Source organism: Streptomyces sp. JK94, from assembly GCF_053613315.1.
Genome location: NZ_JBSICH010000012.1, coordinates 200015 through 212605 on the forward strand (window position 1 = coordinate 200015; position 12591 = coordinate 212605).

Genomic DNA, 12591 nt, shown 5'->3' on the forward strand with positions numbered 1-12591 from the left:
CTCACCGTGCGAGGGCCGGGAGGCAGCCGTCGCGTGTCGCGGCGCCCGCGACGTGCCCGTCCCGTGCGACCCTCCGCCGCAGACAGGCGCGTTCCCAGGAGAGGCGGCCCCCGTGTACCAGCCCGACGCGCTCGACCTGTGCCTGCTGCAGGCCCTGCAACTGGACGGCCGCGCGCCGTTCAGCCGGATCGCGGACGTCCTCGGGGTGTCCGACCAGACCATCGCCCGCCGCTACCGCAGGCTGCGGACCGAGGCCCGGCTCAAGGTGCTCGGCGTGGCCGACCACAGCAGGCTGGGACGCACCAACTGGATCGTGCGGCTGCGCTGCAATCCCGGGGCGGCGGAGCCGTTGGCCGACGCCCTGGCACGCCGGCCCGACACCTCGTACGTCGGGCTGATGTCCGGTGGCACCGAGGTGATGTGCGCGATGAAGCCGCGCAGCCGGCAGGACCGCGACGACCTCCTGCTGGACCGGCTTCCGCGCACCCGCCGCGTCACCTCGGTCGACGCCTGCTGCGTCCTGCACTTCTTCTACGGCGGGCCGCTCGGCCGGCTCAGCAGGATCGACGCCTTGGACCCGGCCCAGGAGGCCGCTCTGCGGCCGGCCCCGCCCGGGGCCGCGCCGGAGACGGTCGTCCTGGACGCCGTCGACGAGGAACTGCTGGAGCTGCTGCGCCACGACGGGCGGACCACGGGCACCGACCTGGCCACCGCGACCGGGCAGACCGAGACGGTGGTCAAGCGACGGCTGAGAGCGCTGCGCCGGTCGGGGGTGCTGTACTTCGACGTCGAGTACGACCTCGAACCGTTCGGGCACGGAACCGAGGCGGTGCTGTGGCTGCGGGTGGAACCGGCACGGCTGCGCTCGGTCGGCCAGGCCCTCGCCGGCCATCGCGAGGTGCGGTTCGCCGCGGTGGTCAGCGGCGAGGCCAACGTCGTCGTCTCGGTGTTGTGCCGCACCCCGCAGGAGCTGTTCGCCTACTTGGCCGACCGGGTCGGCGCGACACGGGGCGTACGCGCCGTCGAGACCGTGCCCACGCTCCGGCGGGTGAAGGCCCTCACCTACGACCCCCGCCGCTGAGACGCCGGCACCACCGAGGCCGTGCGTCGCCGCGCGGTTCAGTCCCTGCCCATCTGGTCCTCGTCCGACAGGTGCTCCACCGTCTTGCCGGTCTCCGTGAACGTACGGGTCACATGACCCGAGGAGTACACCCACAGGATGCGCAGCGGGGTGTCGCCGACGTTGCGGAACAGATGGGGGACGGGGGAGGGGATGTAGGTGGTGTCGAAGCGCTCCAGCCTCGTCACCTCGCCGTCGACCCACACCTCCGCCTCACCGTCGAGGATCGTCACGTGCTCGTCGCAGTTGTGCGAGTGCATCGGGGCCCCGGAACCCACCGGGTACACACTCATGCCACTGGTGATGAGGTTCTCCCCGCCGGCCGACGGCGTCGTGATCAGGGGCGTCGTCACCACGGCGCCGCCCCGGTCCAGCAGGGGCACGGACGCGGCCTTGATGATGGTGGTCATCGTGGGGGTTCCTCTCCGGTTCGTCGTCTTGCGTCGGACGACGTTAGGTCGCGCGGGCGCGGATCGGTGCCCTGTCACGCGCAGGTTTACGTTGCGCTCCGGGAGGGGTGTGCTTCCTCCGCCCGGCTGTACCGTCACCTGTCACCGCAGGGCTTCGACCCGTTGCGGAAACGCGTCGGAAAGAAAAGGCAGGTATCGGCCGGATGAGGCTCCCCGTTCTCACCGAAGAGGAAATGGACCAGCGACAGAAGGAGCTGGCCGCGCGTATCGCCGGCCGCCGTGGCGCGGTCCGCGGCCCCTTCCGGGTCTGGCTGCACAGCCCGGAGATGTGCGAGCGCGCCGAGTCCCTCGGCGCGTTCGCCCGCTTCGACTGCAGCCTGCCCAAGCACCTGCGGGAACTGACGCTGCTGATGGCGGCCCGCAACTGGGACGCGCAGTACTCCTGGAACGCACACGTCCACCAGGCCGTCGAGGCCGGCGTCCCGGAGGCGGCCGTCAAAGCCATCGCCGAGAAGCGCGAGGCGGTCTTCGACAACGAGGCCGACCAGGCGTTCTACCAGTTCTGCAAGGAGATCCTGGAAGAGCACTTCGTCACCGACGCCACCTTCGCCGCCGCGCAGCAGCACTTCGGCAACAAGGGCCTGGTCGACACCATCGGCGCGCTCGGCAACTTCACCATGCTCGGCATGTGCCTGAACACCTTCCAGGTGGACCTCCAGCCGGACAGGGAACCACCCTTCCCGGACATCCGCGGCTACGGTCGCACAGCCGGCGACCAGGTCCCCGAGCTGCCGTAACCCACCACTCCTTCTTCCCGCAGTGCTTGGCGCAAGGAGGCGTCAGCTCATGAGAAGCAGCAAGAGCACCAGCACGTCCAAGATCCTGGCCGTCGCCTGCCTGGCGACCGCGATGGTCGTCACGGGCTGTTCCGGGAGTTCGAAGAGCCCGGGCAAGTCCACCTCCGGCACGCTGGCCGTCAACTGGGGCGGCTTCCCGGAAAGCTGGGCGCCGGGCGCCGAGATGGAAGCCGGCTACATGCGCGTCCCGTACGAGAACCTGGTGGCCCTGGACGCGAAGGGCGAGATATCCCCCGCCCTGGCGACCAAGTGGGAGCAGACCGAGAAGACGCTGACCCTCACCCTGCGCGAAGGGGTCACCTTCCACGACGGCACCCCGTTCGACGCCGAGGCCGTCAAGGTCAACCTGGAGTCCATCCGCGACGGCAAGACCGCCTATGCGGGACCCCTGAAGGTGATCGAGTCGGTCGACGCCGTCGACGCGCAGACCGTACGGATCAACCTCTCCGAGCCGACCCCGTCCCTGCTCACGACGCTCTCCACCCGCGGCGCCCCCATGGGCAGCCCGAAGGCCATCAAGGACGGCACGATCGCCCAGAGCCCCGTGGGCACCGGCCCCTGGGCCTACGACGCGGGCTCGTCCACCAAGGGCACCCGCATGGCGTTCAAGTACTACGACGGCTACTGGGGCGGCAAGGACAGCGTCGGCTTCCAGACGGTCGAGCTGTACGCGATCCCCGAGGACAACGCGGCCACCGGCGCCCTCGCCACCGGCGAGATCGCCCTCACCGACACCGAGACCACCCAGCTCGGTCGTATCGAGGGCAATTCCAGCCTCGAGCACCTCTCCTACCCGGCGATCCGCAACAACCCGATGTTCTTCGACCGCGGCCCCGGCGGCGCCTTCGAGGACGCCGACGTGCGCCGCGCCGCCTGCTACGCCCTGAACACCGAGGAGATCGTCAAGCTCGAACCCGACTTCAAGGCCCGCACCCAGCACTTCGCCGAGGGAGAGCCCGGACACAACCCCGACATCGCCGGGTACACCCACGACCTCGACGAGGCCAAGCAGCTCATGGCCAAGGCCGGCAACCCGGAGGTCTCCGTCGAAGTACTGGCCGCGCCCTTCAACGAGAAGCAGCTCCAGGTCTACGCCCAGCAACTGGAGAAGATCGGCATCAAGGTGTCCGTGCAGTCCGCGGCCCCGCCCCAGTACTTCTCGCAGTGGAACAGCGGGCGCTACGCCCTCGGCCTCGGCTCCAACGACGAGCTGACCCCGTACGACTGGTACAAGGCGTGGTTCGCCGCCGACGCCCCCGGCAACCCCTCCCACGTGGAGAGCGCCGAGCTGAAGGCCGCCGCCGACGCCGCCATCGCCGCCGGTGCCTCCGAGGAGGCCGACGCGCTGTGGCAGAAGGTCACCAAGATCATCTCCGACGAGGCCCTCACCTGCGCCCACGTGGCGGGCGAGGAACTGGTCGCCTGGAACACCAAGGCCGTCACCGGGGTCAAGCCCTCCTCCCAGCCGTGGGAGACCAACCTCGTCGACTACAGGGCCCTGCGGCCGGCGGGGAAGTGAGCGATGAGCAAACTCATCGCCTACCGCCTGGCCCTGGCCCTGCCGCAACTGGCCACGGTGTCCCTGCTGGTGTTCCTGCTGACGTACCTGGTGCCGGGCAGCCCGGCCGCGGCCGTCCTCGGGGCCGGGGCCACACCGGAACGCCTGGCGGAGGTCGAGGCCGACCTCGGCCTGGACGCGTCCTTCCTCCAGCGCCTCGGCGACTGGTTCGCCGGCGCGCTCGGCGGTGACCTCGGCACGTCCTACACCAACAGCCTGCCCGTGACCGACCTCGTCGCCGAACGGCTGCCCGCCACGCTCTCCCTGGTCGGCGGTGGCTTCCTGTTCGCCGCCGTCTTCGGGCTCCTCCTCGGCGTGCTCGCCGCACTGCGGCCCGGCCCCGTCGACCGGCTCGTCAACGGCGTGACGTCACTCGGGCTCGCCATCCCGGAGTTCTGGTTCGGCCTCGTCCTCTCCCTGGTCTTCGCCGTCCAGCTCGGCTGGGTCCCGGTGGTGGCCTACACCCCGTTCGCCGAGGACCCCGCCGCCTGGTTCACCGGCATGATCCTGCCGTCCGTCGCGCTCGGCGCCCCGGCCGCGGCCATCGTCGCCCGCCAGACCCGCAGCGCCATGGCCAAGTGCCTGACCGCCCCCTACATCGACAGCCTCACCGCGGTCGGCGTGCCTCGCGGCCGCATCGTGCTGCGCTACGCCCTGAAGAACGCCATGATCCCCGTGCTCGCCTCCACCGGGCTCACCCTGCGCATCCTGATCGGCGCGAGCTTCGTCGTGGAGACGGTCTTCGCCATCCCCGGCATGGGACAGCTCCTGCTGCACAGCGTCATCGGCAAGGACTTCCCCGTCGTCCAGGGCGGCGTCCTCGTCGTCGCCGTCCTGGTCATCGGCGTCAATCTCGTTCTTGACGTGGGCTACGGCCTGCTCGACCCGAAGGTTCGCCCGCAATGACCGTGACCGAAGCAACGACACAGGGAGCCGGCCGGCCCGGCCCCGGCACACCGCGCAAACAGGGCGGCCGTGGCCTGCTGAGCCGCCTGCGGCGGCAGCCGGCGACCCTGGCCGGCGTCGGCGTCCTGATCCTGATCGTCCTCGTCGCCGCCGCCGCGCCCCTGCTCGCACCCCACGACCCCACGGCGCACAACTACGACGCCGTCCTCCAGGGGCCGGGCGCGGAACACTGGCTCGGCACCGACGACCTCGGCCGGGACACCCTCAGCCGCCTCCTGTACGGCGCCCGGATCGCCCTGCTGGTCTCGGTCGGCTCGGTGGGCGTGGCCCTGCTCATCGGGGTGCCCATCGGCCTGCTCCTCGGCTACCGGGGCGGCTGGACCGACCGGCTCGGCTCCCGGCTGCTCGACGTCTCGGACGCGCTGCCCGGCATCATGGTCGGGTTCACCGTCATCGCCGTCATGGGCCGCGGTCTGGTGCCGCTCATGCTGGCGGTCGGCCTGATCTTCTGCATGAGCTTCGCCCGGCTGACCCGCGCGGTCACCCTTGCCGAGCGGGAGCGCCAGTACGTGGAGTCCGCGCAGGTCGCCGGCCTGCGCACCTCGGAGATCCTCTTCCGGCAGGTGCTGCCCAACCTCACCGGCCCACTGGCCGTGCAGGCGGCCGGCTTTCTCGGGCACGCGGTGGTCATCGAGTCCGTCCTCAGCTTCCTCGGCCTCGGCCTCGAGTCCGACACCGCCTCGTGGGGGGCGATGCTCTCCCTGGCCGCGGAGCAGCAGGCCGAACAGCCCTTCCTGCCCTTCCCGCCCGGCGTCGCCCTCGTCGTGACCGTGCTCGCCTTCAACGTGATCAGCGACGGCATCAACGACGCGCTCATGGGCGGCGGCCGCGCGTCGGCGCGGCGCCGTTTCCGCGGCGGCGTCAAGCCCGTGCCCGCGCAGCCCCCGGTCCCCGGGAAGGGTGCGGCCGGCACGGACGACGACGCCGTACTCGCCATCCGCGACGTCACGGTCACCCTCGACGGGCCGGACGGCCCCGTGCCCCTGGTCCAGGACGCGTCCCTCACGCTGCGCCGCCGCGAAGTCCTCGGGCTGCTCGGCGAGTCGGGATCCGGCAAGTCGATCCTCGCCCGCTCCGCGCTCGGCCTGCTGCCCCGCGGCGTCCACCTGACCGAGGGCTCCGTCCGCCTCGGCGGCGTGGAGATCGCCGGGCTCGGCGAGAAGGAGATGCGCGCCCACCGCGGCTCCGGGATCTCCGTCGTCCTCCAGGACCCCATGACCGCCCTGTCCCCGGTCCACACCGTGGGCCGGCAGCTGTGCGAGCCGCTGCGCCTGCACTTCGGCATGACGAAGACGAAGGCCCGCGAGCGCGCCGTCGAACTCCTCACCCGGGTCGGCGTACGGGACGCCGAACGGCGGCTCGACGACTACCCGCACCAGTTCTCCGGCGGCATGGCACAACGCGTCGCCATCGCCATGGCCCTCGCGGCCGGTCCCGACGTCCTCATCGCCGACGAGGCCACCAGCGCGCTCGACGTCACGACGCAGAGCCAGGTCCTCGACCTGCTCCTCGAACTGCGCGACGAGTTCGACATGTCCATCGTCCTGATCACCCACGACCTGGGGGTGGTCGCCGAGACCTGCGACCGGGTGGCCGTCATGTACGCCGGCCAGGTCGTGGAGGTCGGCGAGGTGTCCGACCTGCTGCACCGGCCCCGCCATCCGTACACCGCGGCGCTCATGGCCTCCAGCCCCTCGGGCGAGGTCCCCGAGGGACGTCCGGGGCGTCTGCCCACCATCCCCGGTCACGTCCCGCCCGCCGGGTCCTGGCCCGCGGGCTGCCACTTCGCCGACCGCTGCGCCTACGCCGAGGACAGCTGCCGGCAGCGCCCCGTGTCCTTGGAGGAAGACGTGCGCTGTGCCCGTGCCGAGGACCTCGTCCTGGAGGTGTCCAAGCCGTGACCACCGCGTCCCCCGCCCCGTCCGCCACCTCGGTGGCGGACAGCGGCCCCCTGCTGGAAGTCCGCGACCTCTGTGTCAGCTACCGCACGGGCCGCGCCGCATCCTGGCGGAAGACGGCCACCAACGTGGTCGACCACGTCAGCTTCGACATCCGGCCCGGCGAGACCCTCGGTCTCGTCGGCGAGTCCGGTTCCGGCAAGTCGACCATCGGCCGCGCCCTCCTGCGCCTCGTCGATCCTGCCGCCGGCACCATCACGTTCGACGGCCGCGAGGTCACCGCCTTCGGCCGGTCCACCCCCCTGTCGTACCGGCGCGACGTGCAGGCCGTCTTCCAGGACCCCGCGTCCTCGCTCAACCCCCGCCACACGGTGGGCGAGGCCGTCACCGGCCCGCTGCGCCGCCACGGCAGGGGCGGCCGCGCCGAACGCGAGGACGCCGCCGCCGAGGCGTTCCGCATGGTCGGTCTCGACCCGGCCCTGCGCGCCCGCTATCCCATGGAACTCTCCGGCGGCCAGCGCCAGCGCGTGGCCATCGCCCGCGCGATCGCCCTCAGGCCGCGCCTGGTGGTGTGCGACGAGGCGGTCAGTGCGCTGGACGTCTCCACCCAGAGCCAGATCGTCAACCTCCTGGCCGACCTCCAGGAGGCCACCGGGATCAGTTTCCTGTTCATCACCCACGACCTGCGACTGGTGCGCCACATCGCACAGCGCGTCGCCGTCCTCCAGTCCGGCCGGCTCGTCGAGTTCGAAGAGACGGAGCAGCTCTTCCGCTCCACGCGCCAGCCCTACACCCGCAGACTGCTCGCGGCGATCCCCGCCACCGACCCGGAGGGCAGGGAACACCGTCGAGCCCGCCGCGCGGCCCACCGGAGTGCCCCGCCCCCGAGGAAACTGTGAGGTCAGAACCCTTTACAAAGTTGGACGATCACTTAACCTGAAGCCCCCGCCAAGAGGCCGTCCCGTTTCGGGTCCTGTCATGGCCCGGAGCGGGTCGCCGTCACGGCCCGGGAGGAACCTTGGACCGCCTTCTCCTCATGCACAGCTTCGTCACCGTCGCCCAGGTGGGCAGTTTCAGCGGCGCGGCCAAGAAACTGGGCTCGTCGGGCTCCCTGGTGTCCCGGCACGTGGCCGAACTGGAACGGCAGATCGGGGTACGCCTCGTCAACCGCACGGCCCGCTCGGTGAGCCTGACCGAGCCGGGCCAGCGTTACGCGGAGTTCGCCGCCCGCATCCTGGACGAGATCGAGGCCGAGGACGCCGGCATCGCCCAGCGCCACGACCGGGCCGAAGGCACCCTCAGCGTCATCTGCCCGAAATGGATCGGCAGCCTCGACCTCGGCGACGCCATCGCCGCGTTCTCCGCCGCCCATCCCAAAATCCACATCCGCTTCGAGCTGGGCGGCATGTCGGACCGGACCTACGATTTCCTGGACAGCGGGTTCGACGTCGCTTTCCACACCCGGGACCTGCGGGACTCGAGCGTCCGTCTGAAGAAGATCTCCTCGCTGCCCTTCGTGCTGTGCGCCTCCGGGGGGTACGTCGAGCGGCACGGGGCCCTGTCCCACCCCAACGACCTCGCCCACCACGACTGCCTCGTGCACGTCAACGACCCGGTGTGGCGGCTCGGCCACGGACACGCCAGCACCCTGCACAAGATCCGCAACATCGCGTTCTCGTCGAACTCCTACATCGCCCTCCAGAAGGCCGCCGTACACGGCCGGGGCATCGCCCTGCTGCCCCAGCGCCCGGTCCACGACGACATCGCCGCCGGCGCCCTGGAGGTGCTGCTGCCGGAACTGGCGGTGCCCGACCGCCCGCTCTACGCGATCTACGGCCCCGGCCAGGACACCCCGCGCAAGGTGAGCGTCTTCCTGGACTTCCTCGCCGAGTGGTTCTCCCAGAACCCGATCCCCGCCATCCGGCCCTGAGCCCGGAGCCTCGCCCTGCGGGCCCGGAGCCTCGCCCTGCGGGCCCGGAGCCTCGCCCTCCGGGCCGGAACCTCGTCCTGGGGGCCCGGGAGCCCGGGGCCCCGCCCTCAGGCCTTGAGCCCCCCTGGCCCGGAGCCCGCCTTCCGGCCCTGAGCCCTCCCTCCGGCCCTGAGCCCCGACCCCGCCCTCCGGCCCGGAGCCCGAGCCCTGGTCCCGCGGCGCAAGAAAGGGTTGCGCACCCGGCGTCCCTCGGGCCATTGAGGCCCCGCGCCCGCAAACCTACGCTCACCAGGCGAGACGGAAACGAGGAATCCATGGGAATCCAGAGAATCGAGTCGGTCACCTACAGCATCGACGACCTCGGCGAATGCGTCCGGTTCTTCGAGGACTTCGGGCTCTTCCTGGTGGAGCGCACCGACGAACACGCGGTGTTCGAGACGCTCACCGGACAGACCCTCCACCTGGACACCGACCCGAGCCCCCTGCTGCCACCGGCGGTGGAGGACGGCCCCACCCTGCGCGAGGTCGTGTGGGGCGTCGACACCCAGGAGGAACTGGACCGGCTGGTGGCCGCCGTCGCCCGCGACCACACGGTCCGCGCGAGCGCCGACGGCGTCCACCACACCGTCGACCGCAGCGGCTTCGGCGTGGGCCTCACCCTGGCCCGGCCCAGGGAGGTGACCGTCGGCCCGCGCCGCGCCAACACCCTCGGCAGCGTCAACCGCTGGAACGAGGCACTGGAGCCGCTGACCCGCGCCTTCCCGCTGCGCATGTGCCACGTCGCCCTCAACATCGCCAAGGAGGGCAAGGACGAGGCCGTCGCCTTCTACACCGGCCTCCTCGGCTTCCGCCCCACCGACGTCGTCGAGCCCATGGGCGTCTTCATGCAGGCCCCGGGCGACGACGACCAGCACACCATGCTGCTCTGCCACCGCCCCGACCGCGTCTCCATGAACCACATCGCCTACGAGGTCCCCGGCTTCGACGACGTCATCGAGGGCGGCAACCACATGATCGAACGGGGTTGGCGCGAGGCCCGCAAGCTGGGCCGGCACACCGTCGGCTCCAACGTCTTCCGCTTCCTGCACGCCCCCTGCGGCGGACGCGTGGAGTACGCCGCGGACATGGACCGGGTCGACGACAGCTACGAGACCCGCGTGCACCGGGAGACCCCGCCGCACCACATCTGGGCCCTGCGCACCAACCGCGACCAGGACGCCCCCGCCTCCTGAATCCCCTGAGAGGGCACCCACCCATGACCACCGACCACGGCTACCCCGCCGTCCGCATGTACATCGCGGGCCAGTGGTGCCAGGGCGAGACCGGACGTACCGCACCGATCGTCAACCCCGCCACCGAGGAGGTGATCGGGGAAGTCCCCCTGGCCACCACGGCCGACCTGGACCGCGCGCTCGACGCCGCGGCCCGGGGTTTCCGAGTGTGGCGCGCGACCCCCGTCACCGAGCGCACCCGCATCCTGCACGCCGCCGCCGACCTGATCGGCGAGCGGGCCGCGGAGATCGGGCGCATCTCCACCCGGGAGCAGGGCAAGCCCCTGAGGGAGTCCACCGGCGAGGCCCGCCGTACCGCCGGCACCCTGCGCTGGCACGCCGACGACGCCCGCCGCGCCTACGGCCGCATCATCCCCGCCGACCCCGGCACCGTTCTGACCGTGCGCCGCGAACCCCTCGGCCCCGTCGCCGCCTTCGTCCCGTGGAACTTCCCGGTCGGCGGCCCCAACCGCAAGATCTCCTCCGCGCTCGCCGCCGGCTGCTCCCTCGTCATCAAGGCGTCCGAGGAGACCCCGGCCACCGCGATGGAACTGGTCCGCTGCTACGCCGACGCGGGCCTGCCGCCCGGCGTCCTCAACCTCGTCTTCGGCGAGCCCGCCGAGGTCTCCGAGCACCTGATCGCCTCGCCGGTGACCCGCCTGGTCGCCTTCACCGGCTCCGTCCCGGTCGGCAAGCTCCTCGCCGCCAGGGCCGGCCAGGTCATGAAGCCCTCCCTGATGGAGCTGGGCGGCCACGCCCCGGTCATCGTCTGCGCCGACGCCGACCCGGTGAAGGCCGCCCGCAAGGCCGCCCAGGCCAAGTGGGCCAACGCCGGACAGGTCTGTACCTCGCCCAGCCGCTTCCTGGTCCACGAGTCGCTCGTGGAGGAGTTCACCGCCGAGTTCGTCAAGGCCGCCGAGGCGGTCACCCTCGGTGACGGCCTGGACGAGTCCACCGGCATGGGTCCGCTCGCCAACGAGCGCCGTCTGAAGGCCATGGAGCGCCTCACCGCCGACGCCGTCGCCCGCGGCGCCAGGATCCTCACCGGCGGCGAGCGCCCGGACCGGCCCGGTTACTTCTTCGCGCCGACCGTCCTCACCGGCGTACCCGAGGACGCGGAACTGCTGAGCGAGGAGCCGTTCGGTCCGCTCGCACCGATCGTCGCCTTCAGCGACCTCGACGAGGCGCTCGCGCTCGCGAACAGCCTGCCGTACGGTCTGGCCGCCTACGGCTTCACCGACTCCGCCGCCACCGCCGAGAGGCTGTCGGCGGAGCTGGAGGCCGGCATCCTGTCGATCAACCACTGCGGCGGCTCCGTCCACGAGGCCCCCTCCGGCGGTGTCAAGGACAGCGGCTACGGTCGCGAGGGCGGCCCCGAGGCGCTGGACGCCTACCTGGTCACCAAGCGCGTGTCCCACCTGCTGGCGCCATGAGGTACGCGCGCATCTCGATCGGCGGGCGGGCGGTCTGGGGCCGGGTGGGGGAGCGGGAGATCGAGCTGCTGGCCGGCTCCCCGCTCCAGGAGGCGGACCCCGACGTACTGGGCGCCGTGCCGCGCGAGGGCGCGCACTGGCTGCCGCCCGTCGTCCCGTCCGTCTTCTACGCCGTCGGCATGAACTACCCCCGGCACATCGCTCACGCCGGCGCCGCCACCCCCGAGCGCCCCGAGGTCGGCTACCGCGCCAACAACGCGCTGACCGGCCACCGCACGCCGATCCTCAAACCGGCCGAGGTGACCGGACGCTTCGAGGCCGAGCCCGAACTCGTCGCCGTCATCGGCCGCACCCTCAGGCGCGCCACCCACGACGAGGCCCGCGCGTCGATATTCGGCTGGACCATCGGCAACGACATCAGCGCCCGCACCTGGCAGCACCAGGACCGCTCCTTCTGGCGCAGCAAGAACAGCGACACCTTCAAGCCCATGGGGCCCTGGATCGAGACCGACGTCGACGCCCTCGCGCAGACCACCGCCCTCCGTGTCAACGGCGAAACCCGAGCCGAGTTCGCCACCGGCGACATGGTGTTCGACCCCTTCGACCACATCGTCGAGCTCACCAAGCACGTCACCATGCACCCCGGTGACGTGCTGTGGATGGGCGCCGAGTCGACCTGCCAGCTCGAACCCGGCGACACCGTCGAGGTCGAGATCGGCGGCATCGGCGTGCTGTCCAACCCCGTACAACTGGAAGAGGAACGAGGGAAACAGCCATGAGCGCAGCACCCCGCTACATCCACCACGTCAACTTCCCCACCACCGACCCCGACCGCACCGCCGAGTGGTACACCAAGGTCTTCGGCATGAAGCGGATCATGCCCAAGTCCAACACCCGCGTGGTGCTGATGACCCGCGGCAACTTCGACCTGCACTTCACCCCGGTCGAGGAGATGGAGCGCATGGCGCCCTACCACTTCGCCGTCGAGGTGGACGACTGGGACGACTTCCTCGCCCACCTGGGGGAGCTGGGAATCCGGCACACCCGGCCCATCGAGCGCCCCGAGAACCAGTCCAAGTTCTGCTACATCCACGACCCCGACCACACCATGATCGAGCTGGTCTGGCACGGCAAGCGCCCCAACTGAT

Annotated in this window: 12 protein-coding genes; 11 read left to right on the forward strand and 1 reads right to left on the reverse strand. The window is 71.4% G+C overall.

Annotation, left to right across the window (positions count from 1 at the left end):
* Positions 1–112: 112 nt before the first annotated feature.
* Positions 113–1081, forward strand: a complete 969-nt coding sequence (locus ACVV2G_RS12885; RefSeq protein WP_453842809.1) for an Lrp/AsnC family transcriptional regulator — start codon at positions 113–115, stop codon at positions 1079–1081.
* Positions 1082–1119: 38 nt separating this feature from the next.
* Here ACVV2G_RS12885 and ACVV2G_RS12890 read toward each other — a convergent pair whose 3' ends face one another.
* Positions 1120–1530: a cupin domain-containing protein gene (locus tag ACVV2G_RS12890; RefSeq protein ID WP_453842810.1), complete on the reverse strand. Its 411-nt coding sequence runs from the start codon at positions 1528–1530 to the stop codon at positions 1120–1122.
* Between the two features lie 233 nt (positions 1531–1763).
* Here ACVV2G_RS12890 and ACVV2G_RS12895 point away from each other — a divergent pair, with 233 nt between their 5' ends.
* From ACVV2G_RS12895 to ACVV2G_RS12940, 10 genes are all read left to right on the forward strand, one after another.
* A complete protein-coding gene (locus tag ACVV2G_RS12895) occupies positions 1764–2327 on the forward strand; it encodes a carboxymuconolactone decarboxylase family protein (protein WP_453842811.1) in 564 nt (187 codons plus the stop codon).
* A 49-nt stretch (positions 2328–2376) separates the two neighbouring features.
* The gene (locus tag ACVV2G_RS12900; protein WP_453842812.1) at positions 2377–3906 is read left to right on the forward strand and encodes an ABC transporter substrate-binding protein; all 1530 of its coding nucleotides are present in this window, start codon (positions 2377–2379) and stop codon (positions 3904–3906) included.
* A 3-nt stretch (positions 3907–3909) separates the two neighbouring features.
* Positions 3910–4851 carry an ABC transporter permease gene (locus ACVV2G_RS12905; RefSeq protein ID WP_453842813.1) on the forward strand — a complete coding sequence of 314 codons (942 nt, stop codon included), beginning with the start codon at positions 3910–3912 and terminating at the stop codon, positions 4849–4851.
* Positions 4848–6812: a dipeptide/oligopeptide/nickel ABC transporter permease/ATP-binding protein gene (locus tag ACVV2G_RS12910; RefSeq protein WP_453842814.1), complete on the forward strand. Its 1965-nt coding sequence runs from the start codon at positions 4848–4850 to the stop codon at positions 6810–6812. The genes ACVV2G_RS12905 and ACVV2G_RS12910 overlap by 4 nt, the downstream gene beginning before the upstream one ends.
* Positions 6809–7708, forward strand: coding sequence for an ATP-binding cassette domain-containing protein (locus tag ACVV2G_RS12915; protein WP_453842815.1), 900 nt, complete (start codon positions 6809–6811; stop codon positions 7706–7708). The genes ACVV2G_RS12910 and ACVV2G_RS12915 overlap by 4 nt, the downstream gene beginning before the upstream one ends.
* A 119-nt stretch (positions 7709–7827) precedes the next feature.
* A complete protein-coding gene (locus ACVV2G_RS12920; RefSeq protein WP_453842816.1) occupies positions 7828–8739 on the forward strand; it encodes a LysR family transcriptional regulator in 912 nt (303 codons plus the stop codon).
* A gap of 314 nt (positions 8740–9053) precedes the next feature.
* Complete coding sequence (locus ACVV2G_RS12925; protein ID WP_453842817.1) at positions 9054–9971, forward strand: VOC family protein; 918 nt, start codon at positions 9054–9056, stop codon at positions 9969–9971.
* 23 nt (positions 9972–9994) lie between these two features.
* A complete protein-coding gene (locus tag ACVV2G_RS12930) occupies positions 9995–11443 on the forward strand; it encodes an NAD-dependent succinate-semialdehyde dehydrogenase (RefSeq protein WP_453842818.1) in 1449 nt (482 codons plus the stop codon).
* A complete protein-coding gene (locus ACVV2G_RS12935; RefSeq protein WP_453842819.1) occupies positions 11440–12222 on the forward strand; it encodes a fumarylacetoacetate hydrolase family protein in 783 nt (260 codons plus the stop codon). Before ACVV2G_RS12930 ends, ACVV2G_RS12935 begins: the two co-directional genes overlap by 4 nt.
* Complete coding sequence (locus ACVV2G_RS12940; protein WP_386316111.1) at positions 12219–12590, forward strand: VOC family protein; 372 nt, start codon at positions 12219–12221, stop codon at positions 12588–12590. The genes ACVV2G_RS12935 and ACVV2G_RS12940 overlap by 4 nt, the downstream gene beginning before the upstream one ends.
* The last annotated feature ends 1 nt before the right edge of the window (position 12591 follow it).